Genomic DNA, 24,615 nt, shown 5'->3' with positions numbered 1-24,615 from the left:
TGGGTGCCATGGCTGCCGCGCGACCCACCCCGGCCGACCCCACCCCCGGTGTGCGCACCGCGGCCCGGGAGGCCGGCAACCAGCGGGCCATGCCGCCCGAGCTCGGCCCCGGCTCGCTCGCGGTGCTCAGCGGGCCCACCTTCATGTACTCCGACCAGAGCGGTGACGTGCCGCCGGGCAGCATCGGCGGCCTGGTCCACCTGGACACCCGACTGGTCAGCGGCTGGGTGCTCACCGTCAACGGCGCCCGGCTGCTGGTGCTGCGCGCCGAGACCATCGACCACTACTCGGCGCAGTACGTGCTGACCAACCCCGACGTGCCCGGCCTGCCCCCGGACAGCCTGGGCATCCGGCGGCTGCGCTACGTCGGCGACGGCTTCCACGAGCGGGTGGAGCTGTTCTCCTTCCGGCCGGAACCGGTCCGGGTCGAGCTGCGGCTGGCGGTCGCCGCGGACTTCGCCGACCTGTTCGAGGTGAAGTCCATCGGGCAGGACCGCTCCGCGCGCATCACCCGCGCCCACCAGCCCGGCGAGCTGTGTTTCTCCTACGCCGGAGACGGGTTCGGCGCGCAGACCCGGGTCCGGTGCTCGGTGCCCGCCGACCGGCTCGAGGGCGACGAGCTGATGTGGGACTTCACGCTGGAGCCGCGCGAGGGCTGGCAGGTCGACCTGCACGTGCCCCTGCCGCCGGGGCTCGGCGTGGTGGAGCCGGTCCGGGGCGACATCGCCGACGTCATCCACCGGCGGGCGGATGACCCGCTGCGCCGATGGACGGTCGAGCGGGCGGTGCTGACCAGCGACAACCAGGCGTTGGAACGGACCGCCCGGCGCTCCCGGGACGACGTGACGGCGCTCCGACTCGACCTCGAGGTCAAGGGGCAGCGGATCATGCTGCCCGGCGCCGGGCTGCCCTGGTTCCTCGCCGTCTTCGGCCGGGACACCCTGATCACCGCGTACCAGACCCTGGTCGCCGGCCCGGCCCTGGCCAAGGGGGCGCTGCTCGGTCTGGCCCGGCTTCAGGGGAACGAGTGTGACGACTTCACCGACGAGGAGCCTGGCAAGATCCTGCACGAGGTGCGTAGCGGGGAGCTGACCCGGACCGGGGTGAAGCCGTACGGCCCGTACTACGGCACCGCCGACGCCACGCAGCTCTGGTTGGTCCTGCTCTCGGAGTACTGGCGGTGGACGGGCGACGACGAGACCGTCCGGCAGTTGCGCGACAACGCGCTGGCCGCACTGCGCTGGATCGACGAGTACGGCGACCGGGACGGCGACGGCTACGTCGAGTACGCCACCCGCTCACCGGAGGGGCTGGGCAACCAGTGCTGGCGGGACTCGCCGGACGGGGTCTGCTTCGCCGACGGCCGCATCCCCGTGCTGCCGCTGGCCACCTGTGACCTGCAGGGCTACACGTACGACGCCAAGGTGCGGCTGGCGGAGCTGGCCGACGGGCCGTTGGCCGACCGGGGCCTGGCCCGTCGGCTGCGCGCCGAGGCCGCGGCCCTGTACGAGCGGTTCAACCGCGACTTCTGGATCCCGGAGCGGGGCGGCTACTACGCGGTGGGCCTGGACGGCGACAAGAACCGGGTCGACTCCAAGACCTCGAACATGGGTCACCTGTTGTGGAGCGGCATCGTCCCACCCGATCGCGCCGAGGCGGTGGTCCGCCAGCTGATGTCCGACGACATGTTCTCCGGCTGGGGCATCCGTACCCTGTCCCGGGAGGAGCGGCTGTACAACGCGCTCGGGTACCACCTCGGCACGGTCTGGCCGCACGACAACTCCCTGGCCGCCCTCGGCCTGGTCCGCTACGGCTACCGCGCGGAGGCCAACCGGATCTGCCTGGCCCTCATCGATGCCGCCGAGCAGTTCGGCTACCGGCTGCCCGAGGCGATGAGCGGGTTCGACCGCGAGCGCCTGCTCTTCGCCGTGCCGTACCCGACCGCGTGCAGCCCGCAGGCGTGGGCGGCCGGCGCCCCGCTGGCGCTGGTCCGGGCGATGTTGGACCTCCAGCCCGTGGGCGGGCGGCTGTCGATCAACCCGGACCTCCCCCCGGAGATCGGACGGATCGCCAGCGAGCGGATCCGCGCCTTCGGCCAGTGCTGGGACGTCGAGGCGGTGGGGCGCAGCGGGTACGTGCGGCTCAGCGACGGCTGACCGACCCCGTTGCCGCCGCGCCGGTCGCGGCACCGGCCGCGCTGCCGCCGCGCCGGCCGCGGCCCCGGCCGCGCTGCCGCGCAGGTCGCGGCCCGGCCGGCACGTTTGTCGGGCGGGTCGACGGGAACGGGAGCGGGCATGACGAAACCTCGTGTGGTGATCGTGGGGGCCGGGTTCGCCGGTTACCACGCGGCGAAGACGCTGAGCCGGGTAGCGCGCGACCGGGCCGAGATCGTGCTGCTCAACTCCACCGACTACTTCCTCTACCTGCCGCTACTGCCCGAGGTGGCGGCCGGGGTCGTGGAGCCGAGGCGGATCTCGGTGCCGCTCACCGGCACCCTGCGCGGCGTGCGGGTCGTCGTCGGCGAGGCCGACCGGGTCGACCTGCAGAACCGCTGGGTCGGCTTCACCCAGCCCGAGGGCGACCAGGGCAAGATCGCGTACGACCGGCTGGTGCTCGCCGTGGGCAGTGTCAACAAGCTGCTGCCGATCCCTGGGGTGACCGAGTACGCGCACGGCTTCCGCGGCCTGCCCGAGGCCGTCTACCTGCACGACCACGTGATCCGCCAGATCGAGCTGGCCGAGCAGGCCGAGGACCCGGCCGAACAGCGGGCCCGGTCGACGTTCGTGGTGGTCGGCGCCGGCTACACCGGCACGGAGGTGGCCGCCCACGGGCAGCTCTTCACCGACGCGCTGCGCCGGCAGCGGCCCCGGCTCACCGTCCGGCCCCGCTGGATGCTGCTCGACGTGGCGCCCCGGGTGCTGCCCGAGCTGGACAAGCGGATGTCCGACACCGCCGACCGGGTGCTGCGCCGGCGCGGCGTCGACGTGCGGATGGGTACGTCGGTCGCCGAGGCCACCGCCGACGGGGTGAAGCTCACCGACGGCGAGTACGTCCCGACCTGCACGCTGGTCTGGTGCGTCGGGGTACGCCCCGACCCGTTCGTCGCCGAGCTGGGGCTGCGCACCGAGCGGGGCCGGCTCGTGGTCGACGAGTACCTCAACGTCCCCGGGTTCCCCGAGGTGTACGCCTGCGGCGACGCCGCCGCCGTGCCGGACCTGACCCGGCCGGGGCAGATCTGCGCGATGACCGCGCAGCACGCCCAGCGGCAGGGCAAGCTCGCCGCCCAGAACATCGCCGCCTCGTACGGCCACGGCAGGCGCAAGCCGTACAAGCACTACGACCTCGGCTGGGTGGTCGACCTGGGTGGCAAGGACGCCGCGGCCAACCCGCTGAAGGTGTCCCTGTCCGGGCTGCCGGCCAAGGCGGTCACCCGCGGCTACCACCTGCTGGCGATGCCCGGCAACCGGACCCGGGTCGGGGCGGACTGGGTGCTCGACGCCGCGCTGCCCCGCTCGGCCACCCAGCTCGGGCTGGTGCCGGCGCACGCCGTACCGCTGGAGAGTTCGTCGCCCGAGGTGCCGGTCCACCGATGATGACCCGCCCGCGCCCGGCCGACCTCAGCGGTCGGCCGGGACGCGCGGATCAGGTGACCCCGAGGGTGGCATCGGTGGCCGGGCGGGCCCCACCGACGAACGCGTCGAGGTCCGGTCCGTGCAGCACCCCGCCGGGTACCGGGTCGGCGGCCACCCGGGTGGCGAGCCGCCGCACCGGCAGCCGGCCAGGGCGGTGCGCGGCGGCCAGCACCACGTTGCCGTACCGGCGGCCGCGTAGCATCCGTCGGTCGGCGACCAGGCAGACGTCGGCGAAGACCGCGCGCAGGGTGGCCACCTGCACCCGGGTGAAGACCAGTGGCGGCAGATCCGTGACGTTGACCAGGTAGACGCCGTCGGGACGCGGGTGGCCGCCACGTACCGGGGCAGGGTCAGCGCGCCGCCGCCCAGGTGCAGGACGGTACGGGGCAGCCCCGCCGGCGCGGCCAGGTCGACCAGGGCCGCCATCCGCCGGACGTACTCGAAGTGCAGGTGACGGGGGTCGGCGACGTCCACGTACGACTGGGCGACGCCCCCGGCGAGCAGGGTGCGTCCGCTCCGGCGCGCCGGGTCGACGACCAGCTCCAGCCGGTCGCCCGCCTCGCTGTCCATGTGTTGCACGCTAGCTGTGGTGCCCCGGTGGTCCATGATCGGGCAGGTTTTCCGTCACTCGCGACGGCGGGTCCTGTCGGTTCCGGCTCATGGACGTCGCGCGTCCCGGTACCGGGCGGGCGGTGCCGGGCCGGCGGGCGCATCGCCCACCGGCCCGCCCTTCGGACGGCTCAGCTCGCCATGCCTGCGCCAACCTCCTCGATCGCGTCGTCGACCTGGTGGGCCAGGTCCACGTCGGCGGCGGTCACCGCGTCGGCGTTACGGCTGCGAACGGTCAGCACCGCGCTGTCGGAGTCGGGGCGACCGATCTGCGGTCCACGGCCGGTGTCCACCCGGAGCAGGTCGAGCCGGTCGAGCACCCGGTCCAGGTTGCCCGCGGGCAGCTCGATCGTCCGCACCAGCGACTGGCGGTCACTGGACCAGTAGGGCAGGTCGGCCAGGGCGTCCCGCAGCTCCGCCTCGGTCAGCGGTGCCGCGGCGCTGCGCGGGCCGACCAGGCCGCCGCCGGGTTCCGTCGGCGTGAGCAGGTCACGCAGCCCGTCCGGCACGTCCAGCGACTCGATCAGGTCGCCATCGTGGTCGGCCAGCGCGGCCAGGGTCGCCTCCGCCTGGTAGCGGGCCTGCTCCGGGGTGAGCCGACTGATCCGACCCACCTCCGCGAGGAAGCCCGGCAGGTCCTGGTGCCGTTCGATGCCGTCGACCGGCACCACGTCGTGCAACTTCACCGGGACGGCCTGGAGCAGCCGTTGCCGCTCGCCCTCGTCCAGCGCCCAGGCCAGCGTCAGCACCGTGGCCTCGGCAGCCACCTTCGCGGTGGCGAAGTCGACCCCGGCCCGCCGGCCGACGTCGTCGACCAGCTCGCGGTAGCCCATCGGCTGCACGCGGCTGTCCTGCCCCGAGTCCGGCAGGGGCCGGGTCGCGGTGGCCACCGCCGCCGGCGGCGGCGCCGGCCCGCCCCGGGTGCTGTCCGGCTTGTGCCGGCCGGCCGGCGGGGGACCGGACCGTCGACCCCGGTCCAGGCTGGTGATCTGCTTCGACGCGCTCAGGCTGGTGCCGGTCTCGCTCGGCTGTCGACCCTGCCGGCGCGCGTCGCGGGCCAGGGCCCGGCGGCGCTGGTTGTCGCCCTCCATCTGCTTGCGCATGTGGCACCTCGCTCCTGATCGGGGTTCGCCTCGTCCGCCGTCGCGTTCCCACCGCCCGGCGGAAGGTAACGGGCCGAACCCGGTCGGTGGGTTCACTCGCCGGGGGTGAGGGACGCTCACCCGCCCCGGCCGCATGATCGCAGCGGACCGGAGGTCTTCCGAGGAACGCGGAAGGGAAGGTCGTCATGAAGAGGATCGTCGAGATCGTCCCCGCCCGACCCGGCTGGTACTCCCGGTGGCAGGTCGGCCCGGAGGCCACCCGGTGCTACCCGGTGAGCCTGTGGGCACTGGTCGAGGAGACCGACGGTTCCGGCCGCGAAGTGGTGGGCATGGACTGCGCCGGCCAGTGGCCCGGATCGGACGTCAACGAGGTCGGTGGGGACTTCGTCCGGTACCTGTTCCAGACGCCCGATTCCGGTCTCCCGGAGGACGTCGAACCACCGTCGCCGACCGACCTGCGCGAGGACGCGCCGCGCCTGCAACCGGTGGTGGCCACCTAGACCATCCTCCCGGCCCCCGACCCCTGGTCCCCGGGTCGGGGGCCACCCCGACCCGGGGCGGCTCCCTCAGCCGGCCTCGCGCACCTCGTCGCCGACGGCGCGCGGGTGCTCCACCGCCAGCAGCTCGGCGAGCCCGGTGCGGTCCAGCAGTTGCTGAAGGTGCGGGTTGACGCCGGTCAGCCGGACCGGCCCGCCGCCGCGGCCGATCACCACGAAGGCGCTGAGCCCGGAGGAGTCGCAGAGGGCGACGCCGGCGACGTCGATCAGCAGCTCCCGGTGGCCGTCGGCGCGGGCCTGGGCGGCCGCGGCGATCAGCTCCGGCGCACTGTCGAAGTCGAGGTCACCGGTCAGCCGTAGCCGGGCGCCCCCGGCGTCGAGCCGGGTCACCTCGATGAACAACAGCTGACTGGGCATGCACCCATGTTCCCAGCTTCCCGCGATCGGGAAACGCCCGGGTCTCAGGCGGAGACGGCCCGGCCGGGCGGATCCGCCGCGGCGGGCCCGGTCCGGGCGGTGGGCAGCGGCCGGGCCAGCAGGCCGGTGACGCCGGTCATGTCGAGGATGGTGTCCAGAAAACGCGGGGTGGAGCGCAGCCGGACGGCCGTGCCGACCTGCTGCCCCTCACGCCACGCGTGGACGATCACGGACAGCCCGGTGCTGTCGATGCAGACCAGGCCGGCGAAGTCCAGCACGAGGACCGGGGGACGCTCGACGAGGACCCGGTCGACCTCGACGCGCAACGGCCCCGACGTGGTGAAGGCGAGGTCGCCGCCGACCGAGATCACGGGAGCCGCCGGGTCGGAGTGGTCGACGGCCATACTCAGCGGGGTGGCCTCGGGTTTACTCCCGTGCGGCACGCGATCACGCCTTTCCGCAAGAGCTGCCGGTCGGGCTGGTGCTTTTCGCGGGCTCGTAACAACACCCGTCCGGCCCCGCCCGGCGGTGCGGATCGAGGTCCCGCACGGCCGTGGGGTGGCGGTACCGGTGCACCGGCGTAGGGTGGGGCGCAGAGATTGGAACATACCCGCCGTTTCCGCTGGACCGTGGGTGTCGACACGAGGAGTGAGGCTCAGCCGGTGACTGCTGCCGACGTCAGGGGCTCGGACCCGGGCGACGGACGGATCTCCACGCCGAGTGCAAGGGGTCCGGCGCGGCCGTCCGATGTCGCGGGCCGACCCGGGTCGGCGCTGCCGCCGCTCTCGCCCGACCGTGGTCACCCCGAGCCGGACTGGTCGGAGGTGATCGAGCACTTCCGCGAGGGTCTGATCGTCTGCGACGCCGACGGCATGGTGCGGCATCTCAGTCCCGTCGCCGAGCGCCTGCTGCCCGAGGTGGTTCCCGGCCGGCCGCTGGCCGCCGCCGGGGTGGCCGCGCTCGCCACCGGCGACGCCGGCGAGTTCGGCCACCGCGGCCGCCGGCTGCGGGTCCGCCAGGTGCCGCTCTCCGGGGCCCGCAGCTGTCACTACGTCGAGGACGTGACCGACAGCGTCAGCCGTGCCGACGCCCTGCTCGCCGAGCGGGCCCGCTCCGCGTTCCTGGCGGTCGTCGGCGAGAAGCTCGGCAATCCGTTGCATCCCGACCGGGCCGCCGCCGCCGTGGTGCGGCTGACCGTGCCCACCCTGGCCGAGGTCGCCGTCCTGGTGCTCGCGCCCCGGGCCGGCCGGGCCCGCTGGTGGCGGGCGACGCGGGGCGAGGACGAGTCGGCAACCGTGGACAGCGGCATGTTGTCCGCCACCGCCCTGCCGACGGCGATCGCCGAAGGGCTCTGCGGCGCCGAGCCGCACGCGGTCGACTGGCTGGTCGACCAGGCGGTGGAGGCCGGCTGGCTGCCGGGGCTGGAGGCCCGCGAGGTCGCCGCCCGGGTGGTCCCACTGCCGGGCCGGGACGCGCCGGCCGGCGTGCTGCTGGTGGCCCGCCGCGCCACCCGCTGGTACGACGAGGACGACCTCGAGCTGGTCCGCGCCTTCGCCGCCCGGGCCGGTGCCGCGCTGACCACGGCGGTGCTCTACCGCGATCAGGCCGAGGTGGCCGACACGCTGCAGGCCAGCCTGTTGCCGGTGGAGCCGGTGACCGTCGCCGGGGTGCAGTGGGGCACGGCGTACCGGCCGGCGCAGGCGAGCCTGCGCATCGGCGGTGACTTCTACGGCTCGCACCGGCTCCCCGACGGCGGCTCGGTGTTCTTCCTCGGCGACGTCTCCGGCAAGGGCGTGGAGGCGGCGGTCTTCACCGGCCAGCTGCGCCAGTGCCTGCAGGCGCTGCACCGGGTCGAGTCGCACCCCGGCCGGTTGCTGAAGCTGCTCAACGACGCGCTGCTGGAGACCACCCAGGCGCACGGCCAGGGTCGGTTCGCCACCATGGTGCTCGGCGTTGTCCGCCCGCACCGCGACGGTGGCCTCACCCTGACCATGGCCGGTGGCGGCCACCTGCCGCCGCTGGTGTTGCGCGCCTGCGGTGAGGTCGAGACGGTGCCGCTGAGCGGCATGCTGATCGGCGTGGTGCCGGACCCGCGCATCGGCGAGGTGACCGTCCGGCTCGCCCCGGGCGAGACCTGCCTGCTCTACAGCGACGGGGTGACCGAGGCGCGCGGCGGCCGGCGCGGCGACGAGCAGTTCGGCCAGGACCGGCTGGTGAATGCGGTGACCGGCTGCCACCGGGTGCCGGCGCCGGCGCTGGCCGAGCGGGTCGAGCAGGTGACCTGCGACTGGCTGGCCCAGGGCGACCACGACGACATCGCCGTGCTGGCGCTGCGCGCCACCGGCCCCGGCGGGCGCCCGCCCCGGCACCTGCACGCCGTACCCGAGGTGGGCCGGCCCGGCGAGGAGAGGGAGACCCCTTCGTGACCGCCCCCACCACCCAGGCCGATCCGGCGCAGGCGTACCACGAGTTCCTGGACGCGCTGGAGGAGGCGGACGAGTACGGCGCCATCGACGTGGCCGTCCGGCTGCTCGACGCCGGGGTGCCGGCCGAGCGGGTGCTGCTCGACCTGGTCGCGCCCGCCCAGTCCGAGGTGGGGGAGCGGTGGGCGCGCAACGAGTGGAGCGTCGCCCAGGAGCACGCGGCGACCCACATCAGCGAGCGGGTGGTGGCCGCCGTGGCGGCGCACGCCAACCCGCGCCCGACCCGGGGGCGGGTGGTGGTGGCCTGCATGGACGGCGAGTGGCACGCCCTGCCGCCCCGGCTGGTGGCGGAGGTGCTGCGGCTGCGCGGCTGGCAGGTGACCTTCCTCGGGGCGAGCGTGCCCGCCGCGCACCTGGTGTCGTACCTGCACCGGCACGACGCGCACGCGGTCGCCCTGGCCTGCGCGCTGCCGATGCGGCTGCCGTACGCGCACCGGATGATCGAGGCCTGCCGCCGGTCGGACGTACCGGTGGTGGTGGGCGGGCGCGGCTTCGGCGACGACGGCCGCTGGGCCCGTACCCTCGGCGTCGCCTGGGCGCCGGACGCGCCGAGCGCGGCCGACCTGGTCGCCGACGAGCGGGCGCTGCGCCGGGTCCGCCCGGCCGAGCTGCCGCACCTCGCCGACGACGAGTACGCCAGCCTGGTGAAGCGGCGCGGCGAGCTGATCGACTCCGCGCTGGCCGATCTACGTGAGCGGGTGCCGTCGGTCCGCGACTACACCCCGGCCCAGCTCGACTCCACGGTCAGCGACCTCGGGTACATCGTGGATTTCCTGGCCGCGGCGCTGTACGTCGACGACAGCTCGCTCTTCACCGACTTCGTCGGCTGGCTGGTGGAGATCCTGACCAGCCGTGGGGTGCCGGCCGCCGCGGTCGGGCTGACCCTCGGCCACTACCACCGGCAGCTGCGCGACTTTCCCCGGGCGGCCCGGTTCCTGGCGCTGGGTGAGACGGTCCTCGCCGCGCCCGGTGACCCCGCCCGACGCTGATCGCGGCGGTGCCGCCGCCTCCGGACGCACTGCGTATACTTGCTCCACTGCAAGGGTCGGCCTGCGGTGCGAGCGAGAGGGACGACGTTGACGTTCACCGTCACCCACGGCCCGCGGGTTGGTGGTGGTGTGTGCCTCCGGCTCGTCGGTGAGCTGGACATGAGCACCGTCGGTCAGCTCAACGAGACGATCGACCGACTGGCCGCCGACGGCGCCCGGCAACTGCTGCTCGACCTCGCGGAGCTGACCTTCTGCGACTCCAGCGGCATCGCCGCGTTCGTCCGGGGGGACAATCGGGCCGCCGCCGAGGGCGGGTGGCTGCGGCTGACCGGGGCCACCGGCCGGGTGGACCGGGTACTCCAGGTCACCGGGCTCGCGGATGTGTTGGCGTACCAACCGGAGATGGCGGACCCGGCGTCGCAGGACGCCCGCCTGATCGGCTAGATTTCCCCGCCAGCGGGTGACCGTGCGGTCCCCATCGCCCGAGATGAGACAGGTACACCATGGGCCAAGGCGCCGCGAACCCCGTCCGCATCCTCGTCGTCGACGACGACCCGGGTGACGTGCTGATGATCGAGGAGGCCCTGGAGGACTCCGAGATCGACAAGGTCATCGACGTGGTCAGCGACGGCCAGGAGGCGATGGAGTTCCTCCGCCGCGAGGGTCGGCACACCGAGGCCCGCCGCCCGGACGTGATCCTGCTCGACCTGAACATGCCCCGGATGGACGGCCGGCAGGTGCTCGGCGAGGTCAAGCAGGACGAGGACCTGCGGACCATCCCGATCGTGGTGCTCACCACCTCGAACGCGGACACCGACATCGTCGGCAGCTACACGCTGCAGGCCAACGCGTACGTGACCAAGCCGATCGACCTGGACGACTTCAACGACGTGGTCCGCCGCATCGACGAGTTCTTCGGTCGGGTGGTCGTGCTCCCCAAGCGTTCCTGACCCGCCCGGCGGCCCCGCCCCGGGCCGGCGCTCAGTTGCTGAACATTTTTCCCGAACATCCTCGGCGCCGATCGGCAGCCGCGAGGATCGAACCTGGGGGAAAGACGTACCAGCTGCCTGGGGGGCGACAGTATGAGGTTCTCCGTCGTTGAGACCGGCTACGACCAGCGGCAGGTCGATTCCTGCCTCGATGAGCTGGGAGTCCGGTTGACCCGGCTCGTGGCGCGGGCGGAGGTCGCCGCCGGCGCGGGTCGGGAGTGGGACCAGATCCGGCAGGAGGCGACTCTGCTGCGCGGCCTGGTCGACCGCCAGGGTTCGCCGACGGACGACGCCGCGGCGGCGGCCCGCCGCGCCGCCTCGGCGGTCGAGCGGGAGGCCGCCGAGATCCTGGCACAGGCCCGCGGTGAGCTTGACGCCGCGCGCGAGGAGGCCCGTCAGCTGCGCGAGCGGGTGTACGCCGAGGCGGTGCAGGCCCGCCGCGAGTTCGAGGCGGCGCTGCACGAGCGGCGGCGCCGGGAGGCCCGGGTGGACCAGTTCCTCGCCGGGGTCGCCGCCGACGCGGTGCCGGCCGACACGCCCACCGCCGCCGCGTCCACGGGCGGTGTCCCGGCGACCCGGGCCGCCGCCGGCGCGCCCGAGGTGTCGGCGCAGCGGCCGGAGCCGGGCACCCGGGTGGCCTGAGCGCGCCGATTCGGCTCAGGTCAGCGCCGCCACCACCGTGGTCGCCCGCTGCTCGTGCGGGGCGTACGCGTCGGGGAACGCCGAGACCTGCACGGCCTGGGCCGCGGCGGTCACGCTCATCTCCTGCCAGCCGGGCACCTCGGCCAGCGCCGTGTAGAACGCCCGGGCCGCGTACGCGGGACGCATCAGCTCGGCCACCGTGCCCCATCCGCTGCTCGGGCGCTGCTGGAACAGCCCGACCGAGTCGTGGTCGGAGCCGCTGCCCTGGTGCGGATAGTCGTACGACTCGGGCAGCACGTCGCTGGCCAGGTTGTAGAGGTTGCTCTCCTGCATCGCGGTGGCGATGGCGACGACCAGGCCGCGCCGGGGCACCTTCAGCTGCACGCCGACGTCCACGATCACCTTGGCGTTGTCCATCTGCGCCTGGGTGAGGCCGGCGACCGGCCGGGGCCGCCGCGGCTTGACCGGCTTCTTCGGCTTCGGCGTGGGCTGGCGGGTGACCGACGGGCTGGGGCTGGCCGCGGGGATCGGCGTGACCGGGACGGCGACGGGCGAGGCGCCCCGGTCCAGCGATCGGGAGGCGCGGTCGGCGGCCTCGGCCCGGTCCGCCAGCACCTCGCTGACCGGGGTCCCGCGCGGGCCGGGGTCGTGCGCGCCGGCGAACGCCACCAGCCCGAGGCAGCAGGTCACGCCCCCGGCCAGGGCCACCCGGGCCGGGGTGGAGGCCAGTACGGCCCGCGCCCCGCGTCGGGGTGGCTCCGGAGCGCGGTGGCGGCCGATCCGCCGTTCGCCCGATGCGGCATCGACCGTACGGGTATGCGGTCGGATCTCGGGCGACGGCTGCTGGGGGGAGTGATCGGCAAGCACCCGCCGAGGCTAGAGAGCCCACGACCGCTTGCCATCGGGGTCATTGGTGGCATGCGCCACAATTTGCGATGATCCGACCGGGCATTACCGGCGGCCGGTCAGGAACCCCTCCGACCTCACCAGTCGTACTTATCATTGATGTCGGAAACAACCGGAGGAATCCGGCGCGACGCGATCGCGTGGGCGCGGATGACGGCCCTCCTCCGTTCGGGCGACGGCCGCCGGCCGTACCGCCGACCGGTCGGCCCACCGGACGGCGGAAGCCCAGGTCACCGGCGGTCGAGGTGTTGTCGCCGCCGTCCTGGGGGCGGCTCGCTACGATTCGGACGGTGACCGACAGCATGATCGACGAGCCCGTCCGCGGTGCCGAGGACCGCCCCGGTGACCGGCGCGGATTCGTCCTGGTGCTGCTCGCCGTGCTGCTGGCGGCGGTGCTGGCCGGCCACCGCGCGGTCCCGAACGTGCGCGGCCTGGGCAGCCTGCTCGACAGCGCGACGCCGCTGCTCGGCCTCGGCGTACCGGTGCTGGCCCTGGCCGCGCTGCTGCGCCGCTCCCGGCGGGCGCTGGTGGCCGTCGCGCTCCCGGCGGCCGTCTGGGCGCTGATGTACGCGGGCGTCTGGCTGCCCCCGGCCGCCGGCAGCGGTCCGGCCGGCATCCGGGTGGCCAGCCAGAACCTGCGCGCCGGCAATCCCGACCCCGCCGGCACGGTCGCCCCGCTCGCCGAGGCCGGCGTCGACCTCGTCGCGCTCCAGGAGGTCGACGACGCCGGACGGCTCGCCGCTGACCTGCGGCAGCGCTACCCGCACCACGCGTCGGTCTCCACCGTCGCGCTGTGGAGCCGCTACCCCATCCGGGACTCCGCCGGAGTGGACACCGGGCTGGGCTGGACCCGCGCGCTGCGGGCCGTCGTCGCCACCCCGCGGGGCGACCTCACGGTCTACGTGGTGCACCTCGGATCGGCCCGGGCCGGCGACACCGCCACCCGGGACGAGACCGTCCGCATCCTGGCCGAGGCGGTGCGCTCCGACCGCGCCGACCGGCTGCTGGTGCTCGGGGACCTGAACACCGCCAGCACCGACCGGGTCTTCACCCCGCTGACCCGCCTGCTCCGCGACGCCCAGGCCGACGCCGGCCGGGGCTTCGGTTTCACCTGGCCCTCGTCGGTGCCGGTCACCCGGCCCGACCACGTGCTGTACCGCGGCCTCACGCCCACCACGGCCGACGTGCTGCGCACGCCCGACTCCGATCACCGGGCGGTGACCGCCGGCTTCCGCTGGTGACTCAGCGCCGCCCGTCGGCGGGCGTCACGGTCAACCGGTGCCGGCTGGCGTCGCCGCTGGAGAAGGGCCAGATCCGGTCGGCGTACTCGACCAGGTCGGCCAGCTGCTCGCGGGTCAGGCCCACCGACGAGATGGAGGCGTGCACGTCCGCCCGGTAGCGGCCGTCGTCGTCGCGGCCCAGCTTCGCCTCGGCGGTCACCTGCACGGTGTGCGCCTCGTCGGTGATCTCGCCGGCCGCCTCCACCGCCGCGTGGTGCAGGCAGGACGCGAACGCGGCGGCCAGCAGCTGCTCCGGCGTCAGGCCGGTGCAGTGCGGCGCGAGCGGGGACGCCAGCGCCGTGGACCAGCCGCCGTCGTCGGTGCGTACGTGGCCGCCCGAGGCGGTCGCGGTGGCCTCGTTCAGCCAGGAACTGGGATCCGGCATCGCGTTCCTCCCGTCAGTCACCGGCCCGGGTTCCCGGACTCGATCGGGTGAAACGCCGGTCAGGCCGGTCCGGTGCGGGACCAGTCGTCGAGGGGGACCGCCTCGGTCGCCTCCGTCGCGGCCCGCTCGGTCCACTCGGAGACCGGGGCGGAACGGGGCCGGGGCACCGACGACAGCATCGGCACGTACACCCGGGCGTCCACCACCTCGGCCAGCAGCAGCGCGGCCATCAGGCTGGTCGGCCGGCGGCACGGGTCGTCGGCGAGGCACTGGCGGCACAGCTCGGCCACCTCCGGCGGCAGCCCCTCGATCGGGGGCAGCGGCTCGGCCGCCACCCGTCGGCGGGCACCGACCAGCTGGGTGGCGGTCGTCCCCGCCGCGTACGGCAGACGGCCGGTGAGGCAGTAGTAGAGGAGCACGCCGAGGGCGTACATGTCGGCCGCCGGGGTCGCCGGCTGCCGGTCGAACTGCTCCGGGGCCAGGTACGCCGGGGTGCCCACCACGATGCCGTCCGGGCTGTGGTCGGGCGAGCCGGCCGGCGTGGCGATGCCGAAGTCGAGGACCTTCACCCCGGACGGGGTGAGCATGACGTTGGCCGGCTTCACGTCCCGGTGCACGATGCCGTGCATGTGCGCGGCGGCCAGCGCGGCCGCCACCTCCGCGCAGACCCGGACCGCGATCCGCCAGTCCAGTGGCCCGGCGCGCAGGTGCGCGGCGAGCGTCTCGCCCGGCCAGTTCCATCACGATGTACGGCGCCTCGCGGCCGGGCAGCGTGGTCGAGGTGCCGAAGTCGTGCACGCTCGCCACGTTGGGGTGCACCAGCCGGGCGGCGTTGCGCGCCTCGGCGCGGATCCGCTCGACCGAGGTCTCTTCGCCCTGCTGCTCGGGGGACATCAGCTTCACCGCGACCGGCCGGTCCAGCACCAGGTCGTGTGCGCGCCACACCTCGGACATGCCGCCCAGGCCGATGCGCTGTGCGAGCTGGTACCGCCCGGCCAGCGTCCTCATCGACCCGCTCCTGCCTGTTTCGTGCCGCGTGCCCGGTGTGGCTGCGCCCTTCCGGAGCCGGTACCCGCGCTCCCAGCAGGGCAAACCCGTGGGCGGGTCGGCCCGGAGCGGGCTCGGGGCCACCGCCGGTGCGGTAGCTTGCCAGCCAGGGGGTCCGGCGTCCGGCGTACCGGCCGCGACGCTTGCTCGGCACCGACCCGGTGCGCCGGCGGACGGAGGGGACGCGGATGGGCGAGGTGACCGTGCGCTTCGTCGGCGGGCCGGCCCACGACGTGGTCCGGGAGGTGCCCGCCGATCCGGGCGGCGAGCCGCCGGAGCGCTGGATCATGCGGCACCCCGACGCCGACCCGCCGCCGGGTGGGGGCGGACCGGACCACCTCTACGCGCGCGACCGGCCCGACGGCAGCGGGGTCTGGACGATGCGGTTCGTGCGCACCTATCCGATCGGGGCGAGCGAGTGACCGGTCACCGGCGCGCCGGGAGGTCGCCGACCACCGGTGCGCGGGGCGTGGGCCAGACCGCGACGCCCTGACCCGCCAACCAGGCCGGCCCGGCGGATCCCCGCACCAGCGCGGCGATCGCGAGCATCGCCGCCCGGGTCGCGTCCGGCGCGGCGACGGTCACCGCCCGCCACGGCGAGGCCGGCGGGCCGCCGGTCCGCGGGTCGAGCACCCCGCCGCCGTCGGGCCGCCACCCGTCGGCGGTGACCAGCGCACCGCCGGTCAGCCGCAGCACCCGGCCCTCGGCCGCTGCCGGCCAGCCGCCGGCCGGGGCGGGGCCCGCCACGGCGGTCCGGGTGCCGAGCCCCACCAGCGCCCCGGCGCCGGTCCGCGCGGCGATCCGCTCCGCCACGCGCTGCACCAGGTACGCGGTGGCGGTGCCGTCCAGGGCCAGCGGCAGCGTGGCCGGTACGGCCAGCAGGTCGCCGCGCAGTCGCACCGCTCGCCAGTTCCCCGGCGGCTCGACCGGGCCCACCGACGCCCCGCAGACCGGCCACCGGCCCCGGCCGTAGGCACAGCGCAGCCGGGCCGCCCCGACGGTCGGGTCCACGTCGCCCCCGGTGGCCTCGGCGGCGCCGAGCGCCACCGCGACCAGGTCCCGCAGCAGCGGTCCGACCGGCACCGGCCGGCCCGCCGCCCGGTGCGCCCGGGCCAGTTCGTCCTCGGCGCGGCGCAGCCCGGCCAGCGACCGGACCAGCGTGCGCCGCGCCTGGGGCAGCGCGGCCCGGTCGGTCACGGCGACCCGCGCCGTCCGCCCCCGGTACGCCCAGCGGACCTCCTCGACAGCCATGGCCCGAGCCTGCGGCCGGAGCCTGGACCCGACGTGGGTCGGGCCTGTGCCCGGGCTGTGCGGGCCGACCGGCGCTGCGTTTCGCCCGGCGTCGCCCGGCCCGGTACGGTCGAGCCGACCCGCGCACAGCCCGCGCACAGGATGCGCACAGGGCAGCGCCAGGCGCGGCGCCCACGATGGGGGCATGGTGATGGACGGGCAGGCAGCGCAGCAGCGGATCGAACTCCGTCGACCCGACGGCGAGCCGGTCCGGGTCCTGGTGGTCGACGACGAGCCGACCCTGACCGACCTGTTGTCGATGGCCCTGCGCTACGAGGGCTGGCAGGTGCGCAGCGCCGGCAACGGGATGGCCGCGCTCAGCACGGCGCGGCAGTTCCAGCCGGACGCCGTGGTCCTCGACGTGATGCTGCCCGACCTGGACGGCTTCCAGGTGCTGCGCCGGCTGCGCGAGCAGACCCCGACCGTGCCGGTGCTCTTCCTGACCGCCCGCGACGCGGTGGAGGAGCGGATCGCCGGGCTGACCGTCGGCGGCGACGACTACGTCACCAAGCCGTTCAGCCTGGAGGAGGTCATCGCCCGGCTGCGCGCGCTGCTGCGCCGCTCCGGCTTCGCCGTGGCCGCCCGCGAGGACGCCGTGCTCACCGTCGGCGACCTCAGCCTCGACGAGGACAGCCACGAGGTGCGCCGGGGCGGCGAGCTGATCACCCTCACCGCCACCGAGTTCGAGCTGCTGCGCTACCTGATGCGCAACCCGCGGCGGGTGCTGAGCAAGGCGCAGATCCTGGACCGGGTCTGGAACTACGACTTCGGCGGGCAGGCCAACGTCGTGGAGCTGTACATCTCGTACCTGCGGAAGAAGATCGACGCCGGTCGGGCGCCGATGATCCACACGCTGCGCGGCGCGGGGTATGTCCTCAAGCCCGCGGAGTGACCCCGGCGGCCGACTGCGCTCCTGGCTGGCCGGGCGGTCCCTGCGGACCCGCCTGGTCGCCGCGGTGGTGGCGCTGCTCGCCCTGGTCAGCATCGCCATCGGCGGCCTGACCACGGTGGCGCTGCGGCACTTCCTGATCGTCCAGGTCGACAACCAGCTCACCGCCGACGACCGCCGGCAGCAGGAGCTCCCGCCCTGGTTCCGCCAGTTCGCCGAGCGGCAGCGGGCGGACGACCAGCGGGCGCCCGAGCCGCCGCCCGGCTTCCCACCCGACTCGATCGCGGTGAAGGTCGTCGACGGTGGTGTCGCGTCCGCGCGGATCCGCAGCAGCTCCGGGCCGACGGAGGCCCTGCCGGCCGCCGACGTGTCGGCGCTGACCCGGATCCCGACCGACGGGCGGCCGCGCAGCGTCGACCTGGGCGGGCGGGGCGACTACCGGGCGGTGGCCCGGCAGGCGCCCGACGGTGACGTGCTGGTCTTCGCCCTTCCACTGGCCGGCGTGCAGGAGACCGTCTGGTGGATGATCGCCGCCCAGGGGGGCGTCGCCGCCGCCGGCCTGCTGGTCGCCGGCGCCCTGGGCGCGCTGATCGTGCGGGCCACGCTGCGCCCGCTGAACCGGGTCGCCGCCACCGCCGCCCGGGTCACCGAGCTGCCGCTGGACCGCGGCGAGGTGGCCCTGTCGGTGCGGGTGCCCGAGGGCGACACCGACCCGCGGACCGAGGTCGGGCAGGTGGGGGCGGCGCTGAACCGGATGCTGGGGCACGTCGCGGCCGCGCTCGCCGCGCGGCAGGCCAGCGAGACCCGGGTACGCCAGTTCGTCGCCGACGCCAGCCACGAGCTGCGGACGCCGCTGGCCGCGATCCGCGGCTACGCCGAGGTGGCCCGGCGCGGGCGGGACCGGGTGCCGCCGGACGTGGCGCACGCGCTGCGCCGGGTGGAGTCGGCCAGCACCCGGATGACCAGCCTCGTCGACGACCTGCTGCTGCTGGCCCGGCTGGACTCCGGCCGGCCGCTGGCGGCGGAGCCGGTCGACCTGACCGCGCTGATCGTCGACGCGGTCAGCGACGCGCACGTCGCCGGACCTGAGCACCGCTGGCAGCTCGACCTGCCCGACGAGGTGCTCGACGTGCCGGGCGACGCCGTCCGGCTGCACCAGGTGGTGGCGAACCTGCTGGCCAACGCCCGGGTGCACACCCCGCCGGGCACCACGGTGACCACCCGGCTGACCCGCACCCCCGGCGGCGTGCAGATCAGCGTCGCCGACGACGGGCCGGGCATCCCACCCGAGTTGCAGGGCGAGGTCTTCGAACGGTTCGCCCGCGGCGACAGCTCCCGGTCCCGGGAGCACGGCAGCACCGGCCTCGGCCTGGCGATCGTGGCGGCGGTGGTGGAGGCGCACCACGGGTCCGTCGAGGTCGAGAGCCGGCCGGGTCACACCGTCTTCCGGGTGCTGCTGCCGGCTTGCACAGCCGACGCATAGCCCGGTCACGGTGCCGGTCCAACCGGCCTCGCCAGGCTTGCCGGCATGGACAAGACCGAGAGCCTGCTGACCGCGCCGGCGGTGACCGCACCGCCGGCACCACCCGCGCCGGAACCCGTACCCGTGGCGGCGGAGCCCCGGCCGCCGCGGCCGGATCCGGGCTGGACGCGACCGGCCCTGGCGGTGCTGCTGCTCGCCACCGGCGTGCTCTACCTGTGGGGCCTCGGCGCCTCCGGCTGGGCGAACTCGTTCTACTCGGCGGCGGCGCAGGCCGGCGCGGAGAGCTGGAAGGCGTTCTTCTACGGCTCCTCTGACGCGGCCAACTCGATCACGGTGGACAAGACCCCGGCGTCGCTGTGGTTGATGGCGCTGTCGGTGCGCATCTTCGGCCTGAGCAGCTGGTCCATCCTGGTGCCGCAGGCGCTGCTCGGCGTCGCCACGGTCGGCGCGCTGTACGCCACCGTCCGCCGCTGGTACGGCCCGGTGGCCGGCCTGCTCGCCGGCGCGGTCCTCGCGCTCACCCCGGTCGCCACCCTGATGTTCCGGTTCAACAATCCCGACGCCCTGCTCGTGCTGCTGCTGGTCCTCGCCGGGTACGCGACGGTGCGGGCGGTCGAGACGGCCGGCACCCGGTGGATCGTTCTGGCCGGCGCGCTGGTCGGCCTGGGCTTCCTCACCAAGATGCTCCAGGCGTTCCTGGTGGTCCCGGTCTTCGCCGGGGTCTACCTGCTGGCCGCGCCGACCGGCCTGGGGCGGCGGATCCGCCAGCTGCTGCTGGCCGGGCTCGGCCTGGTCGTCGCCGCCGGCTCGTGGGTGGCCGTCGTCGAGCTGGTGCCGACCAGCGCCCGCCCCTACATCGGCGGCTCGCAGGGCAACAGCATCCTGGAGCTGACCCTCGGCTACAACGGCCTGGGCCGGATCACCGGCAACGAGGAGGGCAGCGTCGGCGGTGGCCGGGCCGGCGGCGGTGGCCCGTTCTCCGGTCAGACCGGCTGGCTGCGGATGTTCGACACCGAGGTCGGCGGCCAGATCTCCTGGCTGCTCCCGGCCGCGCTGATCCTGCTGGTCGCCGGCCTGGCGCTGGCCGGCCGGGCGCCGCGCACCGACCGGCGCCGCGCCGGCCTGCTGCTCTGGGGCGGCTGGCTGCTGGTCACCGGGCTGATCTTCAGCTTCATGTCCGGCATCTTCCACGCGTACTACACCGTCGCCCTCGCCCCGGCGGTCGGCGCCGTGGTCGGCGCCGGCGCCGTGCTGCTCTGGCGGGAGCGCGACGCCACGCCCGGACCGGTCGGGGCGCACGAGCCGGGCGTACCGACGGAGCCGGTTCCCGGCGCGGCGACGCCCGGGACGCGGGCGGGCCGACGCGGCCTGCTCGCCACCGTGACGCTGGCGGCGGCCCTCGCCGTCACCGCCTGCTGGTCCTGGCGGCTGCTCGGCCGCAGCCCGGACTGGTACCCCTGGCTGCGCACGGTGGTGCTGGTCGGCGGGCTCGCCGCGGCGGTGCTGGTGGTGCTGGCGGGCCGGCTGCCCCGGCGGGTCGTGCCGGTGGTGCTCGTGCTCGGCGCGGCCACCGCGCTCGCCGGGCCGGCCGGGTACGCCCTGCAGACCGCGGCTACCCCGCACACCGGCTCGATCCCGAGCGCCGGCCCGGCGGTGCAGGGCGGCTTCGGCCCGGGACGGGGCGGCTTCCCCGGTGCCCGGATGCCGGCCGGCGCACAGTTCCCCGGCTTCCCAGGCGGGCCGAACGGCCAGTTGCCGGGCGGCCAGCTCCCCGGCGCCCCGGGCGGCAACCAGATCGGCCAGAACGGCGGCACGGGCCAGTTCCCGGGCCTGCCCGGCGGCACCGGCCTGCCCACCGGCGTCCCCGGCGGGCTGCCGGGCCAGGCCGCCGGCGGTGACGGCCGGGCGCAGGGCGGTGGCGCGATGGGCGGGCTGCTCGACTCCCGCGCGCCGAGCGCCGAGCTGAAGGCGCTGCTGGAGCGCGACGCCGAGGACTACACCTGGGTGGCGGCCACCATCGGCTCGAACAACGCCTCCGGCTACCAACTCGCCACCGGGCGGCCGGTGATGGCGATCGGCGGTTTCAACGGCAGCGACCCGTCCCCGACGCTGGCGCAGTTCCAGGCGTACGTGGCCGACGGGCGGATCCACTGGTTCGTCGGCGGCGGCGGCTTCCGGGCCAACGGGGGCAGCTCCGCCGCGCAGGAGATCGCCGCCTGGGTCGCCGAGACCTTCGAATCGCAGACCGTCGACGGGGTCACCGTCCACGACCTCAGCAGCGGGCAGGAGGGATGAGGATGACGTACGCCGCCGGCTCCCGGCCGGCCGTCGAGACCCGGGCCGCGGTGCTGGACGTGGTGGTCCCGGTCCACAACGAGGAGGCCGACCTGGGTCCGTGCGTACGGCGGCTGCACGCGCACCTGAGGGCGCACTTCCCGTACCCGTTCCGGATCACCGTGGCGGACAACGCCAGCGTCGACGCGACCCTGGCCGTCGCCGAGGCGCTGGCCGCGGAGCTGCCCGAGGTGCGGGTGCGGTACCTGGCCGCCAAGGGCCGCGGCCGGGCGCTGCGGGCCACCTGGTCGGCCTCGGACGCCCCGGTGCTGGCCTACCTGGACGTGGACCTCTCCACCGACCTGGCGGCGCTGCTGCCGCTGGTCGCGCCGCTCATCTCCGGCCACTCCGACCTGGCCATCGGCACCCGGCTGGCGCGCACCTCCCGGGTGGTGCGCGGCGCCAAGCGGGAGGTGATCTCCCGGGCGTACAACCTGCTGCTGCGAGGGGCGCTCGCGGCGCGGTTCTCCGACGCGCAGTGCGGCTTCAAGGCGATCCGCGCCGACGTGGCCCGGGAGCTGCTGCCGCTGGTGCAGGACACCGGCTGGTTCTTCGACACCGAGCTGCTGGTGCTCGCCCAGCGGGCCGGGCTGCGCGTCCACGAGGTGCCGGTGGACTGGGTGGACGACCCGGACAGCCGGGTGGACATCGTCGCCACCGCCCTCGCCGACCTACGCGGCATCGGCCGGCTGGGCCGGGCGCTGCTGACCGGGGCGCTTCCGGTCGGGCGGCTGCGCGAGCAGTTCGGCCGGGCGCCGCTGACCGCCCCGCCGGCCCAGGTGCCGGTCGGGCTGCCGCGGCAGCTGGCCCGGTTCGCCGCCGTCGGGGTGGCCAGCACGCTGGCGTACCTGCTGCTCTTCGTGGCGTGCCGGGGGGTGCTGGGCGCGCAGTGGGCCAACCTGCTGGCGCTGCTGGTGACGGCGGTGGCCAACACCGCCGCGAACCGGCGGCTCACCTTCGGCATCACCGGGCGTCGGCACGCCGGCCGGCACCATCTGCAGGGGCTGCTCGCCTTCGGCCTCGGCCTGGCGCTGACCAGCGGATCCCTCGCGGCCCTGCACGCGGCCACCGCGCCCTCGCGGCCGGTCGAGCTGGCGGTGCTGGTGGCGGCCAACCTGGCAGCGACCGCCCTGCGTTTCCTGCTGCTGCGCCTGGCCATGCACCACCGCCGGCCCGCGCCCGGTATCAGGGGCTGAGGGCGGCGGCGAGGACCTCGACGAGGCGGCGCGCGTGCCGCCCGTCGGGGTCCCCGTCGGCGTCGAGGTCCGCGACGCTCATCCCGAGCAGGCGTCCGGAGCGCACCAGCGGCGTGATCAGCGCCAGCAGGTCGGCCCAGTCCAGCCCGTCGGGCTCGGGGTACGTCACGGCCGGCAGCACCCGCGGGTCGAGCACGTCGACGTCCAGGTGCAGCCAGGCCGGCCCGGCGCCCTCGGCGGCCAGCTCGCGGCCGACCGCCCCGGCGCCTCGTCGCCGCAGCTCCGCCGCCGGCAGCTGGGGGATCCGCGGGTCCACCCGGTCGGCCTCGCGGCGGGCCTCCTCGTCGCCCGGCGGGCGGTGGCCGACCAGCCGGACCAGCTCCGCCGCCACCAGCGGCGCCGCGGTGTCGAAGAGGTCCGGGCCGTGGCCGGTGAGGATGGACAGCTCCATGTCCGCGCCCTCCCCGGTGGCCGAGCCGATCCCGTCCTGGAAGTCCGGGTGACCGTCCAGGAACCACAGCCCGCTGCCGCGCGGCAGGGCGAGGAAGACACCGAGCAGGATGGTGCAGTCCCCGCCCACGACCAGCGGATGCCGCCCGGCGGCGCGGACCGCCGCCACCTGTGCGGCGATCGCCCGACTGGCCCGGCGGACCTGCTCCGCCCCGATCAGCCCGGTCGCCGGGTCCCGCGTGGCGTCGTGGATCCGGGCGTCGACCGTTCCGCCGTCGTCGGCGTCCAGCGCGGCCAGCAGGCCGGCGGCCCGCAGCGCGCCCGGGCCGCGCTCCTCACCCCGGCTCCGGCCGGAGGAGTCCAGCGCCGCGTCCAGCACCGTCCATCGCACAGGCGCAGGTTAGCCCCGACGTGGCAGGCTGGGCGCGATGTACCGGGAACGTCGGGCGGCCCTGCGGGGCGCCGTGCTGTGGGCCGCCGTCAGCGAGGGCGCGGCCACCCGGGTGCTGCCGGACGGCTGTCTCGACCTGCTCTGGTCCAGCCGGTCCGGGCTGCTGGTCGCCGGGCCGGACCGCACCGCCCACCTGAGCGTCGCGGCGCCGGGGGAGCGATGGCTGGGGCTGCGGCTGCCGCCGGGCACCGGTCCCGCGGTCTTCGGCGTCCCCGCCGACGAGCTGCGGGACCGTCGGGTGCCGCTCGACGCGCTCTGGGGCCGCGCCGCGGCCGAGGTCGCCGAGCGGCTGGGGGACCGGCCGACCGGGGCCGCGCTGGAGGCGGTCGCCGCCGCCCGGCTGGCCGCCGCCGGCGGTCCCGACCCGCTCGGCGTCCGGGTGGCCGCCCTGCTCGCCGGCGGCGCCACCGTCACCGCGGCCGCCGCCGAGGTCGGCCTCGGCCCGCGCGTTCTGCACCGGCGCAGCCAGACCCTCTTCGGGTACGGCCCGAAGACCCTCGCCCGCATCCTGCGGATGCGCCGCGCCCTCGCGTTGGCCCGCGCCGGCGTCGGGCTGGCCGAGGTGGCCGCGCGCGGCGGGTACGCCGACCAGGCGCACCTCACCCGCGATGTGCGGGAGCTGGCCGGCGTCCCCCCGACGACCCTGCTGAGAAGCTGACCCGCCGGCGGTCGTCCGGCCCGTGCGCGGCGCTGACGTGGCGGCGAGCGCCGTCGCTCGGGGACTGGTCCCCGGCAGGAACCGCGCCTCGCTCGGTGCCGGGACCGGTCGCTCGGCGGCCGGGACGGTCAGCCGGGCAGCGGGGCGTACAGGTCGACGCCGTTGCCGTCCGGGTCGTGCAGCACCGCGTACCGCTGGCCCCAGAAGGCGTCCCAGGGCGGCAGCTCGCCGTGGAAGCCGGCGCCGGTCAGCTCCGCCCAGTAGCGGTCCACCTCGGCCGGGTCGGCGCAGCGGAAGGCGAGGCTGACCCGGGGGCTGCCGGTCGGCGGCGTCCACCCCGGGTGGAAGGTGCGGACCATCGTCGCCGCGTCCCAAGCCAGCCGCAGGCCCCCGGGGAGGGTGACCTCCACGTGGTCCTCCGCGTCGGCCTCGGGCGGGACGGCCAGTCCCAGCCGCCGGTAGAAGTCGAGACTGCGGGCCATGTCGGCGACCACCACGCCGACCACATCCAGGTGAAGTGCCATGGCGACACGCTAGGCCGGCAGCGGGGTCGAGGTCTTGAACGGAACGGACTGGCGTCGCAGTGGTCGGTGTGGGCCGCACGACCGCCTCCGGCGGCGTACCGTGACCAAGGAACAAGTCCGGCCTTATGGGTGGAAAAGCCGCATCTCGGCGTGCCCGCAGCGCCGGCCCACACGAGGGCGAGGGAAGGGAGCGGTCGGTGATTCACCTGGCCTACCTGGACGCGGGGTCCGGCAGCCTGATCGTGCAGGCGGTGGTCGGCGGGGTCGCGGGCGCGGCCGTCGCCGCCAAGCTCTACTGGCGCCGGCTGGTCGACCGGTTCCGCCGGCAGCCCACCGACCGCGGCTGAGCAGGGTCCACCCC

General features: G+C 75.5%; 24 protein-coding genes and 2 pseudogenes. 16 read left to right on the top strand and 10 right to left on the bottom strand.

What is annotated here, in order from left to right:
• Positions 1–8 precede the first annotated feature (8 nt).
• Together GA0074696_RS19635 and GA0074696_RS19630 are read left to right on the top strand one after the other, a co-directional pair.
• Positions 9–2,156, top strand: coding sequence for an amylo-alpha-1,6-glucosidase (locus GA0074696_RS19635; protein ID WP_088962446.1), 2,148 nt, complete (start codon positions 9–11; stop codon positions 2,154–2,156).
• 138 nt (positions 2,157–2,294) lie between these two features.
• A complete protein-coding gene (locus GA0074696_RS19630) occupies positions 2,295–3,593 on the top strand; it encodes an NAD(P)/FAD-dependent oxidoreductase (RefSeq protein WP_088962445.1) in 1,299 nt (432 codons plus the stop codon).
• Between the two features lie 49 nt (positions 3,594–3,642).
• Here GA0074696_RS19630 and GA0074696_RS19625 read toward each other — a convergent pair.
• Positions 3,643–4,202: pseudogene (locus GA0074696_RS19625) on the bottom strand (spermidine synthase).
• A 170-nt stretch (positions 4,203–4,372) separates the two neighbouring features.
• Positions 4,373–5,344 (bottom strand): DUF2267 domain-containing protein, encoded by a 972-nt coding sequence (locus tag GA0074696_RS19620; protein ID WP_088962444.1) that lies wholly within the window; start codon positions 5,342–5,344, stop codon positions 4,373–4,375.
• 185 nt (positions 5,345–5,529) lie between these two features.
• On the opposite strand from GA0074696_RS19620, the gene GA0074696_RS19615 reads away from it, so the two are divergent.
• The gene (locus GA0074696_RS19615) at positions 5,530–5,844 is read left to right on the top strand and encodes a hypothetical protein (RefSeq protein ID WP_088962443.1); all 315 of its coding nucleotides are present in this window, start codon (positions 5,530–5,532) and stop codon (positions 5,842–5,844) included.
• 66 nt (positions 5,845–5,910) lie between these two features.
• Here GA0074696_RS19615 and GA0074696_RS19610 read toward each other — a convergent pair whose 3' ends face one another.
• Complete coding sequence (locus GA0074696_RS19610; RefSeq protein WP_088962442.1) at positions 5,911–6,258, bottom strand: STAS domain-containing protein; 348 nt, start codon at positions 6,256–6,258, stop codon at positions 5,911–5,913.
• A 44-nt stretch (positions 6,259–6,302) separates the two neighbouring features.
• Positions 6,303–6,701 carry an STAS domain-containing protein gene (locus tag GA0074696_RS19605; protein WP_231925084.1) on the bottom strand — a complete coding sequence of 133 codons (399 nt, stop codon included), beginning with the start codon at positions 6,699–6,701 and terminating at the stop codon, positions 6,303–6,305.
• A 219-nt stretch (positions 6,702–6,920) separates the two neighbouring features.
• On the opposite strand from GA0074696_RS19605, the gene GA0074696_RS19600 reads away from it, so the two are divergent.
• The 5 genes from GA0074696_RS19600 to GA0074696_RS19580 all read left to right on the top strand — a co-directional run bounded on the left by GA0074696_RS19600 (position 6,921) and on the right by GA0074696_RS19580 (position 11,361).
• On the top strand, positions 6,921–8,684 hold the full coding sequence (locus GA0074696_RS19600) for a PP2C family protein-serine/threonine phosphatase (RefSeq protein WP_088962440.1): 1,764 nt from the start codon (positions 6,921–6,923) through the stop codon (positions 8,682–8,684).
• Positions 8,681–9,730 (top strand): cobalamin B12-binding domain-containing protein, encoded by a 1,050-nt coding sequence (locus GA0074696_RS19595; RefSeq protein ID WP_088962439.1) that lies wholly within the window; start codon positions 8,681–8,683, stop codon positions 9,728–9,730. Before GA0074696_RS19600 ends, GA0074696_RS19595 begins: the two co-directional genes overlap by 4 nt.
• 66 nt (positions 9,731–9,796) lie before the next feature.
• On the top strand, positions 9,797–10,174 hold the full coding sequence (locus tag GA0074696_RS19590) for an STAS domain-containing protein (protein WP_269458683.1): 378 nt from the start codon (positions 9,797–9,799) through the stop codon (positions 10,172–10,174).
• Positions 10,175–10,233: 59 nt separating this feature from the next.
• Positions 10,234–10,680 carry a response regulator gene (locus GA0074696_RS19585; RefSeq protein WP_088962437.1) on the top strand — a complete coding sequence of 149 codons (447 nt, stop codon included), beginning with the start codon at positions 10,234–10,236 and terminating at the stop codon, positions 10,678–10,680.
• Positions 10,681–10,812: 132 nt separating this feature from the next.
• Positions 10,813–11,361 carry an ATPase gene (locus GA0074696_RS19580; protein ID WP_088962436.1) on the top strand — a complete coding sequence of 183 codons (549 nt, stop codon included), beginning with the start codon at positions 10,813–10,815 and terminating at the stop codon, positions 11,359–11,361.
• Positions 11,362–11,376: 15 nt separating this feature from the next.
• On the opposite strand, the gene GA0074696_RS19575 is transcribed toward GA0074696_RS19580, so the two are convergent.
• Positions 11,377–12,228, bottom strand: a complete 852-nt coding sequence (locus GA0074696_RS19575; RefSeq protein WP_172894341.1) for a hypothetical protein — start codon at positions 12,226–12,228, stop codon at positions 11,377–11,379.
• A gap of 329 nt (positions 12,229–12,557) precedes the next feature.
• Between GA0074696_RS19575 and GA0074696_RS19570 the strand changes: the two genes are divergently transcribed.
• On the top strand, positions 12,558–13,508 hold the full coding sequence (locus tag GA0074696_RS19570; RefSeq protein ID WP_231925082.1) for an endonuclease/exonuclease/phosphatase family protein: 951 nt from the start codon (positions 12,558–12,560) through the stop codon (positions 13,506–13,508).
• A 1-nt stretch (position 13,509) separates the two neighbouring features.
• Here the strand turns inward: GA0074696_RS19570 and GA0074696_RS19565 are convergent, their stop codons facing one another.
• Entirely contained in the window at positions 13,510–13,932 is a 423-nt protein-coding gene (locus GA0074696_RS19565) for an OsmC family protein (RefSeq protein ID WP_088962435.1), read from the bottom strand.
• 59 nt (positions 13,933–13,991) lie between these two features.
• Positions 13,992–14,940, bottom strand: a pseudogene (locus GA0074696_RS19560) (serine/threonine-protein kinase).
• 227 nt (positions 14,941–15,167) lie between these two features.
• On the opposite strand from GA0074696_RS19560, the gene GA0074696_RS19555 reads away from it, so the two are divergent.
• Positions 15,168–15,401, top strand: coding sequence for a hypothetical protein (locus tag GA0074696_RS19555; protein WP_088962434.1), 234 nt, complete (start codon positions 15,168–15,170; stop codon positions 15,399–15,401).
• A gap of 4 nt (positions 15,402–15,405) precedes the next feature.
• Here GA0074696_RS19555 and GA0074696_RS19550 read toward each other — a convergent pair whose 3' ends face one another.
• The gene (locus GA0074696_RS19550) at positions 15,406–16,230 is read right to left on the bottom strand and encodes an FAD:protein FMN transferase (protein ID WP_157746029.1); all 825 of its coding nucleotides are present in this window, start codon (positions 16,228–16,230) and stop codon (positions 15,406–15,408) included.
• Between the two features lie 190 nt (positions 16,231–16,420).
• Here GA0074696_RS19550 and GA0074696_RS19545 point away from each other — a divergent pair, with 190 nt between their 5' ends.
• The 4 genes from GA0074696_RS19545 to GA0074696_RS19530 are packed head-to-tail and all read left to right on the top strand — an operon-like array spanning position 16,421 to position 22,171.
• Entirely contained in the window at positions 16,421–17,161 is a 741-nt protein-coding gene (locus GA0074696_RS19545; RefSeq protein ID WP_088964681.1) for a response regulator transcription factor, read from the top strand.
• The gene (locus GA0074696_RS19540; RefSeq protein WP_088962432.1) at positions 17,139–18,641 is read left to right on the top strand and encodes a sensor histidine kinase; all 1,503 of its coding nucleotides are present in this window, start codon (positions 17,139–17,141) and stop codon (positions 18,639–18,641) included. The genes GA0074696_RS19545 and GA0074696_RS19540 overlap by 23 nt, the downstream gene beginning before the upstream one ends.
• Before the next feature lie 45 nt (positions 18,642–18,686).
• The gene (locus GA0074696_RS19535; RefSeq protein ID WP_088962431.1) at positions 18,687–20,936 is read left to right on the top strand and encodes an ArnT family glycosyltransferase; all 2,250 of its coding nucleotides are present in this window, start codon (positions 18,687–18,689) and stop codon (positions 20,934–20,936) included.
• 2 nt (positions 20,937–20,938) lie between these two features.
• On the top strand, positions 20,939–22,171 hold the full coding sequence (locus GA0074696_RS19530) for a bifunctional glycosyltransferase family 2/GtrA family protein (protein ID WP_088962430.1): 1,233 nt from the start codon (positions 20,939–20,941) through the stop codon (positions 22,169–22,171).
• Here the strand turns inward: GA0074696_RS19530 and GA0074696_RS19525 are convergent.
• Positions 22,161–23,012, bottom strand: a complete 852-nt coding sequence (locus GA0074696_RS19525) for an arginase family protein (protein ID WP_088962429.1) — start codon at positions 23,010–23,012, stop codon at positions 22,161–22,163. The two genes, GA0074696_RS19530 and GA0074696_RS19525, sit on opposite strands and share 11 nt — an antisense overlap.
• 37 nt (positions 23,013–23,049) lie before the next feature.
• Here GA0074696_RS19525 and GA0074696_RS19520 point away from each other — a divergent pair, with 37 nt between their 5' ends.
• Positions 23,050–23,730 carry a helix-turn-helix domain-containing protein gene (locus GA0074696_RS19520; protein ID WP_088962428.1) on the top strand — a complete coding sequence of 227 codons (681 nt, stop codon included), beginning with the start codon at positions 23,050–23,052 and terminating at the stop codon, positions 23,728–23,730.
• Positions 23,731–23,858: 128 nt separating this feature from the next.
• On the opposite strand, the gene GA0074696_RS19515 is transcribed toward GA0074696_RS19520, so the two are convergent.
• Complete coding sequence (locus GA0074696_RS19515) at positions 23,859–24,254, bottom strand: VOC family protein (RefSeq protein WP_088962427.1); 396 nt, start codon at positions 24,252–24,254, stop codon at positions 23,859–23,861.
• A 197-nt stretch (positions 24,255–24,451) separates the two neighbouring features.
• On the opposite strand from GA0074696_RS19515, the gene GA0074696_RS31200 reads away from it, so the two are divergent.
• A complete protein-coding gene (locus tag GA0074696_RS31200) occupies positions 24,452–24,601 on the top strand; it encodes a hypothetical protein (protein WP_170285311.1) in 150 nt (49 codons plus the stop codon).
• The last annotated feature ends 14 nt before the right edge of the window (positions 24,602–24,615 follow it).

This window comes from Micromonospora purpureochromogenes (assembly GCF_900091515.1).
In the GTDB taxonomy this organism is placed as follows: domain Bacteria; phylum Actinomycetota; class Actinomycetes; order Mycobacteriales; family Micromonosporaceae; genus Micromonospora; species Micromonospora purpureochromogenes.
The sequence above is the reverse complement of the archived record's forward strand: the minus strand, read 5'-3'. Positions and strand labels throughout refer to the sequence as shown.